We start from the raw sequence: 13,845 nt of genomic DNA on the forward strand, positions 1-13,845 counted from the left end.
CGGCTGGTGGGCAAGGCTTGCCGCACGACTACGCGGGGTGGGGCGCGGCCACGGGGGCCGGGTCAACGGGGAGGGGCTCAAAATGGCACTGGACAAGCAGCTGGACTGGCTGCTGGACGATCTGACGCGCAGGGTGCAGCAGGTCCGGCACGCGGTGGTGCTGTCCAACGACGGCCTGGTGACGGGCGCGAGCGCCGGGCTGGTGCGGGAGGACGCGGAGCATCTCGCGGCCGTCGCCGCCGGGTTGCAGAGCCTGGCGAAGGGCTCGGGCCGGCATTTCCGCGCCGGTGAGGTGCGGCAGACCATGGTCGAGTACGACGAGGGCGTGCTGTTCGTGCTGGCGGCGGGCGCGGGCAGCTGCCTGTGCGTGCTGAGCGGCGCCGAGGCCGACATCGGCCAGATCGGGTACGAGATGACGCTGCTGGTCAACCGGGTGGGGGAGCATCTGGGTGTGGCCGAGCGCCGGATCACCGGCGGCTGACCTCCCGAAGTTATCCACAGGCCCAACCCCTGCGCGTCACTCTGAGTTACGGTCTTCACAGGGAGTGATCGTCGCTCGCGGGGGAGGACTGTGATGAAGGTCGAGACGAAGGCGCGGCCGCAGCGGCAGCCGCAGCCGCATCCGGCGGAAGGCGTGTCCGAGGCGGAGGCCACCGTCCCGGACAAGGACGTACGAGGGGAAACACCGCCGGTATGGATCGGCGGCGTCCGGGCAGCCGGTGAACTGGGCCTGCGCCGGGCCGAATTCGCCCGGGCCGTACAACTCGGCATGGTGCGCGCCGGCCCCCGGTCTCCCGGTGGGGCGGCGCGCTTCGCACGGGCCGAACTGGACCGGGTCAAGGCGGCCGACGGCTTCCCGGAAGCACTGCGCAGGCGGGTCGAGACCGTGGCCGGCGCCGATGCCGCGGCGGAGGTGCTGTCCATCAGCCCGAGCCGCTTCACCCGGCTCGCCCGCTGCGGGCACGTCACCCCGGTCGGGTACCGCGTCAACCGCTACCGGGCGGTGGTCTGGCTCTATCTGGCGGTGGAGCTCAGGGAGTTCGCCGCCCGGGAACCCGGAGCGCTGCGCGACGCCGCGCCGCCGAAGGACCGGGAGCTGATGGCGGCCAAGGCGGACCTGCGGCCCCGCCAATGGCGGGCGCGGCATGTGGGGCTCCTGCTGAGACGAACCGCCGACCCCTGGGAGCGGGCGGCCGTCCTGGCGTCCGTCCTGCCCGAGGCGGAGGTGCGGGAGGCCGCGGCGGACCCGGCGGAGCGGATCGTCCTCGCGGCGCTCGCCCCGCCCCCGCCGTACGGGCATCCGCAGGTCCCGGCGGCCGCGGCCGTGGCTCTCCGGCTGCTGAGCGCGCAAGCACCGGACGAGATCCACTGGTACCGCACCAGCCTGGACTTCGCGCTGACCGGCGCCCGGGGTCAGTCGAAGTCGACGGGGGACAGGGGGCCGACGTAGACCCAGGCGCCGCCCTCGCGGGAAAAGGCGCTGTGCTCGCGCAGCGAACCGGTGTGCCCGCCCTCGCGGTAGTGCGCCCGGAACCGCACCGAGCCCTCCGTCTCGAACATCCCGCCGCGCTCGGTGGCGAGGATCTCCAGCCGCTCCCAACGCTGCCCGGGATCCAGGTCGAGGCGGCCCGGGCGGGTGCTGGAGTGCCAGGACCGCAGCAGGTAGGCGGTGTCGCCGACGGCGAACGCGCTGAACCGGGAGCGCATCAACAGCTCGGCGGTGGGTGCCTGCTGGGCCCCGGAGTGGAAGCGGCCGCAGCACTCCGGATAGGCGGCGGGCAGCCCGCAGGGACAGGGGAGGGCCGGGGTGGGCATGGTGCGCTCAGCCTTCGGTATCGGGTCGGGTGAGGTGGACAGGTATGAGCAGACGAACCCGGTCAGACGAAGCCGGTCAGGCGAACCGGGTCAGGTCCGGGCCGACTCTGGATCGACCGGGTCCGGGCCGGGTCCGGGCCGGACCCGGTCGGGCCCGTTCGGCCGGCCCGGTCGGCTACTGCGGAGAGACGGGCGGCCTGGACGCCTTGGCGCCGTAGGGGCGGAAGAGCCCCTCCTGCACCACCGAGACCAGGAGCCTGCCCTCCAGGTCGTAGATCCGGCCGCGGGCCAGGCCCCGGCCGCCGTGCGCGATGGGTGACTCCTGGTCGTACAGGAACCACTCGTCCGCCCGGAACGGCCGGTGGAACCACATGGCGTGGTCGAGCGAGGCCATGTCGAAACCGCGCATGCCCCACAGGGGCTCCACGGGGATGCGCACGGCATCGAGGAGGGTCATGTCACTGGCGTAGGTGAGGGCGCAGGTGTGCACGAGCGGGTCGTCGCCCAGCGGGCCGACCGCCCGCATCCACACCGCGCTGCGCGGATCGGCGTCCTTGAGCTCCTCAGGAGACCAGCGGAGCCGGTCCGTGTACCGGATGTCGAAGGGCTGGCGGCGGGCCATCCGCTCCAGTGCCTCGGGCAGCGCGCCCAGGTGCTCGCGGATCTCGTCCGCGACCTTCGGGAGCGTGTCCGGGTGAGGGAAGTCGAGGCGGGGAGGCAGCTGGTGCTCGATGCTGCCCTCCTCCGGGTGATGGAAGGAGGCGGTCAGATTGAAGATGGTCTTGCCCTGCTGGACCGCGGTGACCCGGCGCGTGGTGAAGGAACGCCCGTCGCGCACCCGCTCCACCTGGTACACGATCGGCACGCCGGGGATGCCGGGGCGCAGGAAGTACGCGTGCAGCGAATGGACCGGGCGGTCGCTCTCGGTGGTGCGGCCCGCGGCCACCAGCGCCTGGCCGGCGACCTGCCCGCCGAAGACGCGCTGGAGGGACTCCTGCGGGCTGGCGCCGCGGAAGATGTTGACCTCGATCTGCTCCAGGTCGAGCAGATCCACGAGTCTCTCGGCGGGATTCGTCATCAGAGCTTCTCCACTGTCGGGTCCGGCGGGTCGGGTCGCTTGCGGGGGTCGGTCAGAGCGCGCCGAGTTCGCCGACCGAGGTGACGCGGATGACCGCGCGGCCCTCCTCGTCGGAGGCGGCGAGGTCGACCTCGGCGCTGATGCCCCAACCATGGTCCCCGTTGGGGTCGGCGAAGGTCTGGCGGACGCGCCACAGGCCGTGCGCCGCGTCCTCCTCGATCATCAGCAGCTTCGGGCCGCGCGCGTCGGGGCCGGTGCCCAGGTCGTCGTACTCGTCCCAGTAGCCGTCCATGGCCTCGCCCCAGGCGTCGGCGTCCCAGCCCGACTCGCCGTCCAGCTCGCCCAGCACGTTGACGTGGTCGAGGGCCGCCAGCTCCACGCGGCGGAACATCGCGTTGCGGACCAGGACCCGGAAGGCGCGGGCGTTCGCGGTGACCGGCTTGACCTGGTCGGCCTTCTCCTGGGCCTGCTCCGCCGTCTCCACCTCCGGGTTCGCCAGCTGCTCCCACTCGTCCAGCAGGCTGGAGTCGACCTGGCGGACCAGCTCGCCCAGCCAGGCGATGAGGTCCTGGAGGTCCTCCGACTTGAGGTCGTCGGGGATGGTGTGGTCCAGCGCCTTGTACGCGCTCGCCAGGTAGCGGAGCACGATGCCCTCGGTGCGGGCCAGCTCGTAGAAGGAGGTGAACTCGGTGAAGGTCATCGCGCGCTCGTACATGTCGCGGATGATCGACTTCGGGGAGACCGGGTGGTCCCGGACCCACGGATGGCTCTTGCTGTACACGTCGTAGGCGTGCAGGAGGAGCTCTTCGAGCGGCTTGGGATAGGTGACGTCCTGGAGCCGCTCCATCCGCTCCTCGTACTCGATCCCGTCGGCCTTCATCGCGCCCACGGCAATGCCGCGTTCCTTGTTCTGCTGGGCGGCCAGGATCTGGCGCGGGTCGTCCAGCGTGGACTCGACGACGGAGACCATGTCCAGCGCGTAGGAGGGGGACTCGGGGTCCAGCAGGTCGAAGGAGGCCAGCGCGAAGGTGGACAGGGGCTGGTTCAGCGCGAAGTCCTGCTGGAGGTCGACGGTGAGCCGGATGGTGCGGCCCTCCGCGTCCGGGGTGTCGAGCTTCTCCACGACACCGCCGTCCAGCAGGGAGCGGTAGATCGCGATGGCGCGTCGGATGTGCCGCAGCTGGGCCTTGCGCGGCTCGTGGTTGTCCTCAAGGAGGTGGCGCATCGCCTGGAAGGCGTCGCCCGGCCGGGCGATGACCGACAGCAGCATGATGTTGGTGACCTTGAACCGCGAGGTCAGCGGCTCCGGGTCGGCGGCGATCAGCTTCTCGAAGGTGGTGTCGGACCATGCGACGAAGCCTTCGGGGGCCTTCTTGCGGACCACCTTGCGGCGCTTCTTCGGGTCGTCGCCCGCCTTCGCCAGGGCCTTCTCGTTCTCGATGACGTGCTCCGGCGCCTGGGCGACCACGAAGCCCGCGGTGTCGAAGCCGGCTCGGCCGGCCCGGCCGGCGATCTGGTGGAACTCGCGGGCGCGCAGCGTGCGGACCCGGTTGCCGTCGTACTTGGTGAGCGCGGTGAACAGCACCGTGCGGATGGGGACGTTGACGCCGACGCCCAGGGTGTCGGTACCGCAGATCACCTTCAGCAGACCGGCCTGCGCGAGCTTCTCCACCAGGCGGCGGTACTTGGGCAGCATGCCGGCGTGGTGCACGCCGATGCCGTGCCGCACGTAGCGGGAGAGGTTCTGGCCGAACTTCGTGGTGAAGCGGAAGTTGCCGATCAGCTCGGCGATCTTGTCCTTCTCCTCGCGGGTGCACATGTTGATGCTCATCAGCGACTGTGCCCGCTCGACCGCCTGCGCCTGCGTGAAGTGCACGATGTACACCGGGGCCTGCCGGGTCTCCAGCAGCTCGGTGATGGTGTCCGTGATCGGCGTCGTGACGTACTCGTACGACAGCGGGACGGGCCGGGACGCCGAGCGGACCACGGAGGTCGGCCGGCCGGTGCGCCGGGTCAGGTCCTCCTCGAACCGCTTCACGTCGCCGAGGGTCGCCGACATCAGGATGAACTGCGCCTGCGGCAGCTCCAGCAGCGGGATCTGCCAGGCCCAGCCGCGGTCCGGCTCGGCATAGAAGTGGAACTCGTCCATCACGACCTGGCCGATGTCGGCGTACTTGCCGTCACGCAGGGCGATGGAGGCCAGCACCTCGGCCGTGCAGCAGATCACCGGGGCGTCCGCGTTCACGGAGGCGTCGCCGGTCAGCATGCCGACGTTCTCGGTGCCGAACAGCTTGCAGAGGTCGAAGAACTTCTCCGACACCAGCGCCTTGATCGGGGCGGTGTAGAAGGTGACCTTGTCCTGGGCCAGGGCGGTGAAGTGCGCGCCCGCGGCGACCAGGCTCTTTCCGGAGCCGGTCGGGGTGGAAAGGATCACGTTGGCCCCGGAGACGACCTCGATCAGGGCCTCCTCCTGCGCCGGGTACAGGGTGATGCCCTGGTCCTCCGCCCACGAGGAGAAAGCCTCGAAGAGGGCGTCGGGGTCGGCGTTCGGCGGGAGCTGATCAATGAGGGTCACACCCCCCATCTTGCCTGGCTTCCCCCCGGATGAGGGAACCGGCGGACGGAAGGAAGATCACCGACGGTACGCTGTGCCGTCGAGCGGGCCCGAACGAAACCGTCGGCGGGGCCCGAACACACAGGACTGGGGCGGGAACGAAGCATGATGGGTCCGGCGCACTCACTGTCCGGGGCGGCGGCCTGGCTGGGGGTGGGAGCGGCCACCGCGGCCGCCGGGCACCCGATGCCGTGGCCGGTCCTCGTCGTCGGCGCGCTCATCTGCGCGGGCGCAGCCCTCGCCCCCGACCTCGACCACAAGTCGGCGACGATCTCGCGCGCCTTCGGCCCGCTCTCCCGCGGGCTGTGCGAGGTGGTGGACAAGATCTCGTACGCGGTCTACAAGGCGACCCGCGCCCCGCGCGACGCCCGCCGCACCGGGGGACACCGCACGCTGACGCACACCTGGCTCTGGGCGGTCCTGATCGGCGCCGGCTCCTCCGCGCTCGCCGTCACCGCCGACCGCTGGGGCGTGCTCACGCTGCTCTTCGTCCACCTGGTCCTGGCCGTCGAGGGCCTGCTGTGGCGGGCCGCCCGGATGTCCAGCGACATCCTGGTCTGGCTGCTCGGCGCCACCAGCGCCTGGATACTGGCCGGCGTCCTCGACCAGCCCGGCAACGGCTCGGACTGGCTGTTCACCGGCCCCGGCCAGGAGTACCTGTGGCTCGGCCTGCCGATCCTGCTGGGCGCCCTCGTCCACGACATCGGCGACGCCCTGACCGTCTCCGGCTGCCCGATCCTGTGGCCCCTGCCCATCGCCGGCAAGCGCTGGTACCCGATCGGCCCGCCGAAGGGCATGCGCTTCCGGGCCGGCAGCTGGGTGGAGCTCAAGGTGCTCATGCCGGTGTTCATGCTGCTCGGCGGCGTCGGCGGGGCCTCCGCCCTCGGGGTGTTCTAGGTCCGGTCGTCAAAGTGGCGCCTGGCCCGGGGCGGATCGCGATCGGGCTCGACCGCGATCCGTGCCGTCCGTCAGCCGTGCTGCCCGTCAGCGGCGCCGTCCGTCAGCCGTGCCAGGAGCGCCACAGGGCCGCGTACGCGCCGTCGGCCGCGACGAGGTCGTCGTGTGAGCCGAGTTCGCTGATGCGGCCGTCCTCGACCACCGCGATCACGTCCGCGTCGTGCGCGGTGTGCAGCCGGTGGGCGATCGCGATGACCGTGCGGCCGTCCAGCACCCGGGCCAGCGAGCGCTCCAGGTGCCGGGCCGCCCGGGGGTCCAGCAGCGAGGTGGCCTCGTCCAGGACCAGCGTGTGCGGGTCCGCCAGCACCAGCCGGGCCAGCGCGATCTGCTGGGCCTGCGCGGGCGTCAGCGCGCTGCCGCCGGAGCCGACCTCGGTGTCCAGACCGGACTCCAGGGCGCGGGCCCAGCCGTCCGCGTCGACCGCGCCCAGCGCCGCCCACAACTCGGCGTCCGCCGCGCCCGTCCGGGCGAGCCGCAGATTGTCCCGCAGCGAGCCCACGAACACGTGGTGCTCCTGGTTGACCAGCGCCACGTGCTCGCGCACCCGCTCCGCCGGCATGTGCGCCAGCCGGGCCCCGCCGAGGGTGATCTCGCCGGTCCGGGGGGCGTAGATGCCCGCCAGCAGTCGGCCCAGCGTGGACTTGCCCGCGCCCGAGGGACCCACCAGCGCCATCCGGGTCCCCGGCGGCACGGACATCGACACCTGGTGCAGGACGTCCACGCCCTCCCGGTAGCCGAACCGCACCTCGTCGGCCCGCACGGCCCGCCCGTCGGGCGAGACGGCGGCGTCGCCCGCGGCCGGCTCGATCTCCCGGACGCCCACCAGCCGGGCCAGCGACACCTGGGCGATCTGGAGCTCGTCGTACCAGCGCAGGATCAGCCCGATCGGGTCGACCATCATCTGCGCCAGCAGCGCGCCCGTGGTCAGCTGCCCCACCGACATCCAGCCCCGCAGCACGCAGTAGCCGCCGATCATCAGCACGGCGCCGAGGATCGTCACGTAGGTGACGTTGATGACGGGGAAGAGGACCGTCCGCAGGAACAGCGTGTACCGCTCCCACTCCGTCCAGGACTTGATCCGCCGCTCCGACAGCGCGATCCGGCCCGGCCCCAGCCGGTGCGCCTCGACCGTACGGCCCGCGTCCACCGTCTCGGTGAGCACCGCCGCGACCGCCGCGTACCCGGCCGCCTCCGAGCGGTACGCCGAGGGCGCCCGCCTGAAGTACCAGCGGCAGCCGATCACCAGCACCGGCAGCGCCAGCAGCGCGGCCAGCGCCAGCTGGGGCGCGGTCACCGCGAGCGCCCCGTACAGCAGCCCGGCCCACACCACGCCGATGGCCAGCTGCGGCACCGCCTCCCGCATGGCGTTGGCGAGCCGGTCGATGTCGGTGGTGATCCGCGACAGCAGGTCACCGGTGCCCGCCCGCTCCAGGACACCCGGAGGCAGTCCCACCGAGCGCACCAGGAAGTCCTCGCGCAGGTCGGCCAGCATCTCCTCGCCGAGCATCGCCCCGCGCAGCCGGACCAGCCGGACGAAGAACGTCTGCACCGCGAGTGCCAGCGCGAACAGCAGCGCCACCCGCCCCAGATGGAGCTCGCGCCCCCCCGCCGCGAGCTCGTCCACGACCTGGCCCAGCAGGTACGGGCCGACCATGGAGGCGATCACCGCGACCGAGTTCACCGTCACCAGCACCACGAAGGCCCGCCGGTGCCGGCGCAACAGGCCGCGCACATATCCCCGTACGGTCGCTCCCGTGCCCACGGGCAGGGTCGCGGCCGACTCGGGGGCCGCCGGATCGTGCTCCGGGGGCGCCACGCCGATCATGCGGATTCCTCGATCTCTGTGAGTGCGTGCTCGGTGTGTGCGTGCTCGGTGAGTGCCTGCTCCGTGAGCGCGTGTTCCAGTCGCGCGAGCCGCTGTTCCTCGTCGGTCTCGCGGGTGACGACCGCCCGGTAGCGCCGGTCGTCGCGCAGCAGTTCCCGGTGCGTGCCGGCCGCCAGGGCCGCGCCCTCGTGGATCAGGACGACCCGGTCCGCCCGGTCCAGCAGCAGTGGCGAGGACGCCAGTACCACCGTGGTGCGCCCCGCGCGCAGGCCCGCGAGCCCGTCCGCGATGCGCGCCTCGGTGTGCGAGTCGACCGCCGAGGTCGGCTCGTCCAGCACCAGCACCTCCGGGTCGGTGACCAGCGACCGCGCCAGCGCGAGCCGCTGGCGCTGCCCGCCGGACAGCGACCGGCCGCGCTCGGTGATCCGGGCGTCCATCGGGTCGCTCACCCCGTCCGGCGCCGACTGGAGCAGCGCGTCCAGGACGTCCGCGCACTGCGCCGCCGCCAGCGCCGCCCCGGCCTCGACCGCGCCGGAAGCCGGTACGCCGAGCAGCTCGCGCAGGGTTCCGGACAGCAGGACCGGATCCTTGTCCTGTACGAGGACCAGCCCGCGCGCCGTGTCCAGCGCGAGCGCGTCCAGCTCGACCCCGCCCAGCAGCGCCGAGGCACCGCCGTCCAGCTCCATGGGATGCCCGCCGAGCCGGTCCGCGAGCCGCCCCGCCAGATCGGGGTCCCCGCACACGACGGCCGTGAACCGCCCCGCCGGAGCCAGCAGCCCCGTCTGCGGGTCGTACAGGTCCCCGCCGGGAGCCGGCGCCTCCGGGGCCGCGCCGCGCTCGCGCTCCGCCTCGGCCGGGGCCTCGGCGCCGCTCCGGGTCAGGGACAGCACCCGGGCCGCCCGCTTGGCGGAGGGCCGCGAGAAGGAGTACGCCATGGCGATCTCCTCGAAGTGCCGCAGCGGGTAGAGCATCGTGGCCACCGCGCTGAAGGCGGCGACGAGTTGCCCGACCGCCAGCCGGCCGTCCAGCACGAGCGCCGAGCCGTACCAGACCACCGTGACCATCAGGGCGCCCGGGAGCAGCACCTGGATCGCGGAGATCAGCGCCCACATCCGGGCGCTGCGCACCGCCGCCTCGCGGACCTCCTGCGAGGCCTCGCGGTAGCGGCCCAGGAACAGCTCCTCGCCGCCGATGCCGCGCAGTACCCGCAGGCCCGCCACGGTGTCGGAGGCCAGCTCGGTGGCCCGGCCCGCCTTCTCGCGCTGGACGTCGGCGCGCTGGGTGGCGCGCGGCAGCAGCGGCAGCACGGCCAGCGCGACCACCGGGACGCCGATCGCCACGACGACGCCGATGGCGGGCGCGTAGAAGAGCAGGCCGACGCAGACGAGGACGACGGCGAAGGCGGCGGCCAGGAAGCGGGAGACCGCCTCGACGAACCAGCCGATCTTCTCCACGTCGCCCGTGGAGACCGCGACCACCTCGCCGGCCGCGACCCGCCGGGTCAGGGCGGAGCCCAGCTCGGCGGTCTTGCGGGCGAGCAGTTGCTGGACGCGCGCGGCAGCGGTGATCCAGTTGGTGACGGCGGTCCGGTGGAGCATGGCGTCGCCGACCGAGATCGCGACGCCGAGGAGCGCCAGCAGCGCGCCGACCAGCAGCAGCCGGGTGCCGTCGCCCTCGACGACGGCCTCGACGCCCAAGCCCACCGCGTAGGGCAGTCCGGCGATGCCGCCGAAGTGCACCAGGCCCCAGCACAGGCTCGCCAGCTGGCCGCCGAGTTGTCCCCGCCCCAGCCACACGAGGAACCGCGGACCGGAGCGAGCATCGGGTACCCCTGGGTCCGGATACGGAAGATCGCTGATCTGCATGACGCCCCATGACTCGATGAGTGGTCCAAACCGTGCAAGGTTCGCCTTCCTGACCGGACCGGGGCAATCGATTTTGCGTTGGCCATGGCATCACGCGACCGGGTTTGCGGCCGCGCGGACCGGCTCAGCGCCCCGCGCGCTCCGACGTAACGCCCGGTCAGGGGCGGGTCGCCCGCTCCAGTTCGAGCAGCGCCGAGGAGTAGACCCGCCCCGTCGCCCGGTCCATGCCCACCTCGCACATCCGGTTCGCCGACAGGTGCGCGTCGAACTCCCGCGCCGTCACCTCCGCCGCCTCGCGCTCCGTCGCCGAGGCCGTCAGCTCCGGGTGCAGCATGCCCCGGTCGCCCGCGAAGGCGCAGCAGCCCGCGTCCCGGGGCACCACCACCTCCTCGGCGCAGGCCTCCGCTACCGCCCGCAGCTGCGCCTCGTCGCCCAAGTGCCGCATGGAGCAGGTGGGGTGGAGCACCGCGGAACCGACCCTGCGCAGCACCTCCAGGTGCGGCAGCAGCTCCTCGGCCGCCCACACGACCGAGTCGACGATCGTGAGCTCGGCGTGCAGCGCCCGGTTGTCGTCGGTCAGGTACGGGACCACCTCGCGGGCCAGGCCCAGGGTGCACGAGGACGCGTCGACCACCAGCGGCAGTCGTCCGCCCGCCGTCCAGCCCCAGGCGGACTCCACCACCGTGTTGGCCATCAGCCGGGCGCCGTCCTCGTACCCCTTGGAGTGCCAGATCGTCGCGCAGCAGGTGCCGGTCACGTCGCGCGGGATCCACACCGGCTTCCCGGCCCGCTCGGACAGCGCGACCACCGCCTCTTGCAGGGAGGGCCCGGGACGGCCGGCCGGGCCGCCGAAGATCCGGTTGACGCAGGACGGGTAGTACACCGCGGCCGCGCCCACCCGCCGGGTCGCGGGGGGCTTGCGGGCCGCGGCGCCGGGGATCTGCGGCAGCCACTCCGGCACCAGGTCGGGGCGTACGGCCTTGCGCGCCGCCCCGGTGACCGCCTCCAGCACCCGCTCCCCGACCCGGTCGCCGATCGCGTCGGCGGCGGCCACCGCCAGCCGGGCGGCGGCCTCGACGGTACGGAACTGCCGGGCCGCCAGCGCCGCGGCCCGCTCTTCGCGCGGGCTGTGCCGGCGGTGGCGGAAGTCCTTCATCAGCGCGCCCGTGTCGATCCCGACCGGGCAGGCGAGCTTGCAGGTGGAGTCGCCCGCGCAGGTGTCCACGGCGTCGTAGCCGTAGTCCTCCAGCAGCCGGTCCAGGACGGGGGAGCCCGGCTGCTGGCGCATCATCTCGCGCCGCAGCAGAATCCGTTGCCGGGGCGTGGTCGTCAGGTCCTTGCTCGGGCAGGTAGGTTCGCAGAAACCGCACTCGATGCACGGGTCGGCCACCGCCTCCACCCGGGGGATCGTCTTGAGGCCGCGCAGGTGCCCGCGCGGGTCCCGGTCGAGGAGGATCCGGGGGGCGAGCAGCCCGTCCGGGTCGACGACCCGCTTGGTGCGCCACATCAGTTCGGTCGCCGCGGGCCCCCACTCCAGCTCCAGGAACGGGGCCATGTTGCGGCCCGTGGAGTGCTCGGCCTTCAGGGAGCCGTCGAACCGCTCCACGGTCAGCCGGCAGAACGCGTCCATGAAGGCCGCGTACCGCTCGACGTCGGCGGGCCTGGCCGCGTCGAACGCCAGCAGGAAGTGCAGGTTGCCGTGGGCCGCGTGACCGGCCACCGCCGCGTCGAAGCCGTGTTCCGCCTGGAGCGCGAGCAGCGCCTCGCAGGCCTCGGCCAGCCGGGAGGGCGGTACCGCGAAGTCCTCGGTGATCAGGGTGGTGCCGGGGGCGCGGGCGCCGCCCACGGCGGTGACGAACGCCTTGCGGGCCTTCCAGTACCCGGCGATGGCTCCCGGATCGCGGGTGAAGGCGTTGGTGACCGAGGCCACCGGCGCCACGAGGTCGAGCCCGGCCAGCACCCCGGCCGCCCGGCGCTCGTACTCCGCGCGGCCGGCCTCGTCCGGCGCGCGGAACTCCACCAGCAGTGCGGTGGTGTCCCTGGGCAGCTCCGCCCAGTCGGCGGGCACGCCCTCGACGCTGACGGAGGCGCGCAGCGTGTTGCCGTCCATCACCTCGACGGCGAGGGCGCCGGCCTCGTTGAAGAGCGGTACGGCGGCCGCCGCGGCGGGCAGGGACGGGAAGAACAGCAGGGCGCTCGCCACCTCGCGGTCCAGCGGCAGCGTGTCGAAGACGACCTCGGCGATGAAGCCGAGGGTGCCCTCCGAGCCGACCATCAGGCCGCGCAGGATCTCGACGGGGGTGGTGCCGTCGAGGTAGGCGTCGAGCCGGTACCCGGTGGTGTTCTTGATCTCGTACTTCGCGCGGATCCGGGCGACCAGCCCCGGATCGGCCTCGATCTCCCGCTTGATGTCCATCAGCCCCCGGCACAGGGCCGGTTCGGCGCGCGCCAGCTCCTCGTCGGCCAGCGGGTCGGCGGTGTCCACGACGGTGCCGCTCGGCAGCACCAGGATGAGCGAGGAGAGCGTGCGGTACGCGTTCCTCGTGGTCCCGGCGGTCATGCCGGAGGAGTTGTTCGCGACGACCCCGCCGAGGGTGCAGGCGATGGCGCTGGCCGGGTCGGGGCCGAGGATCCGGCCGTGCCGGGCGAGGGCGGCGTTGGCCCGCAAGACGGTGGTGCCCGGCCGGATCCGGGCGCGGCGCCCGTCCTCCAGGACCTCGACGCCGGCCCAGTGGCGGCGGACGTCGACGAGGATGTCCTCGCCCTGCGCCTGCCCGTTGAGGGAGGTCCCGGCGGCGCGGAAGACGATCCCGCGCCCGCGCCCGTGGGCGTAGGAGAGGACCGCGGAGACGTCGTCGATGTCCTCGGCGATCACCACGACCTGCGGGACGAACCGGTACGGGGAGGCGTCGGAGGCGTAGCGGACCAGGTCGGAGACCTTCCACAGCACCTTCTCGGCGCCCAGCAGCGCGGTCAGCTCGGTGCGCAGCACCTCCGGGGTGCCGGACGCCAGCCGCTCGGGCACCCGGTCGGGGGCGGGACCGGCGATGCCGCGCGGGCGCAGGGTCCCCGGCTTCGGTTCCAGCAGCGGCATCGGTGCCCCCTCGGCCAGGCGGGTGGTCTCAGCAGCGGCGCTCCGCCGGGGCGTCCGCCAGAGTGTTGAGCAGGCCGCCGAGCACGTCGCGCTGCGCGGCGGTCAATGGAGCCAGGATCTCCTCTGCCGCGTCGGTTCGCGCGTTGCGCAGCCGCCGCAGCGTGGCGCGGCCGGTGTCGGTGAGCTCGATGCGGATGACGCGCCGGTTCGCCGGGTCGGGGGCGCGGCGAACGCAGTCGGCCGCCTCCAGGCCGTCCACCAGCGTGGTCACGGCGCGCGGGACGACCTCCAGGCGGGCCGCGAGATCCGCCATCCGGGGCGACTGCCCGCCGTCGTAGGCCGCGACGACACGGAGCAGCCGCGACTGGGCCGGGGTGATCCCGAGGGGCTCCAGATGGCGCTTCTGGATGCGGTGGAGCCGCCGGGTCAGCCGCAGCAGCTGCTCGGCGAGCACGCCGTTGGTGCTGTCGGCGCCGCCGCTGCCGGCGCCGGTGCCCTCGCCTATGCCGCCGCCGTCCGCGCGGTCGCTCTCGGAGGCGGTGTTCACACTGCTGTCCTCATAATGGGGAACAGTACCAGGACCAGATTCATTGTGAG

The 13,845-nt window shown here is 73.1% G+C and carries 10 protein-coding genes; 3 read left to right on the plus strand and 7 right to left on the minus strand.

Going from position 1 to position 13,845, the window contains the following annotated elements; all coding sequences use genetic code 11:
- Window positions 1–82: 82 nt before the first annotated feature.
- Together OG982_RS27255 and OG982_RS27260 are read left to right on the plus strand one after the other, a co-directional pair.
- The gene (locus tag OG982_RS27255; RefSeq protein WP_266782433.1) at window positions 83–481 is read left to right on the plus strand and encodes a roadblock/LC7 domain-containing protein; all 399 of its coding nucleotides are present in this window, start codon (window positions 83–85) and stop codon (window positions 479–481) included.
- 93 nt (window positions 482–574) lie between these two features.
- Window positions 575–1,450: a DUF6397 family protein gene (locus OG982_RS27260; protein WP_266949532.1), complete on the plus strand. Its 876-nt coding sequence runs from the start codon at window positions 575–577 to the stop codon at window positions 1,448–1,450.
- Here the strand turns inward: OG982_RS27260 and OG982_RS27265 are convergent.
- The 3 genes from OG982_RS27265 to OG982_RS27275 form a co-directional block, all read right to left on the minus strand.
- Window positions 1,414–1,815, minus strand: coding sequence for a YchJ family protein (locus tag OG982_RS27265; protein ID WP_266782429.1), 402 nt, complete (start codon window positions 1,813–1,815; stop codon window positions 1,414–1,416). The genes OG982_RS27260 and OG982_RS27265 overlap by 37 nt on opposite strands.
- Window positions 1,816–1,990: 175 nt before the next feature.
- Entirely contained in the window at window positions 1,991–2,893 is a 903-nt protein-coding gene (locus OG982_RS27270; RefSeq protein ID WP_266782427.1) for an acyl-CoA thioesterase II, read from the minus strand.
- A 52-nt stretch (window positions 2,894–2,945) separates the two neighbouring features.
- Window positions 2,946–5,468, minus strand: a complete 2,523-nt coding sequence (locus OG982_RS27275) for an RNA helicase (protein ID WP_266782425.1) — start codon at window positions 5,466–5,468, stop codon at window positions 2,946–2,948.
- A gap of 144 nt (window positions 5,469–5,612) precedes the next feature.
- Between OG982_RS27275 and OG982_RS27280 the strand changes: the two genes are divergently transcribed.
- Window positions 5,613–6,404 carry a metal-dependent hydrolase gene (locus tag OG982_RS27280; RefSeq protein WP_266782423.1) on the plus strand — a complete coding sequence of 264 codons (792 nt, stop codon included), beginning with the start codon at window positions 5,613–5,615 and terminating at the stop codon, window positions 6,402–6,404.
- Between the two features lie 103 nt (window positions 6,405–6,507).
- On the opposite strand, the gene OG982_RS27285 is transcribed toward OG982_RS27280, so the two are convergent.
- The 4 genes from OG982_RS27285 to OG982_RS27300 all read right to left on the minus strand — a co-directional run bounded on the left by OG982_RS27285 (window position 6,508) and on the right by OG982_RS27300 (window position 13,753).
- Window positions 6,508–8,289, minus strand: a complete 1,782-nt coding sequence (locus OG982_RS27285; RefSeq protein WP_266949534.1) for an ABC transporter ATP-binding protein — start codon at window positions 8,287–8,289, stop codon at window positions 6,508–6,510.
- Window positions 8,286–10,154 carry an ABC transporter ATP-binding protein gene (locus tag OG982_RS27290; RefSeq protein ID WP_266949536.1) on the minus strand — a complete coding sequence of 623 codons (1,869 nt, stop codon included), beginning with the start codon at window positions 10,152–10,154 and terminating at the stop codon, window positions 8,286–8,288. The genes OG982_RS27285 and OG982_RS27290 overlap by 4 nt, the downstream gene beginning before the upstream one ends.
- A 157-nt stretch (window positions 10,155–10,311) precedes the next feature.
- Window positions 10,312–13,248: an FAD-binding and (Fe-S)-binding domain-containing protein gene (locus OG982_RS27295; RefSeq protein ID WP_266949538.1), complete on the minus strand. Its 2,937-nt coding sequence runs from the start codon at window positions 13,246–13,248 to the stop codon at window positions 10,312–10,314.
- Window positions 13,249–13,276: 28 nt separating this feature from the next.
- Window positions 13,277–13,753, minus strand: coding sequence for a MarR family winged helix-turn-helix transcriptional regulator (locus tag OG982_RS27300; RefSeq protein ID WP_266791684.1), 477 nt, complete (start codon window positions 13,751–13,753; stop codon window positions 13,277–13,279).
- Window positions 13,754–13,845 lie beyond the last annotated feature (92 nt).

The organism is Streptomyces sp. NBC_01551 (assembly GCF_026339935.1).
In the GTDB taxonomy this organism is placed as follows: Bacteria; Actinomycetota; Actinomycetes; order Streptomycetales; family Streptomycetaceae; genus Streptomyces.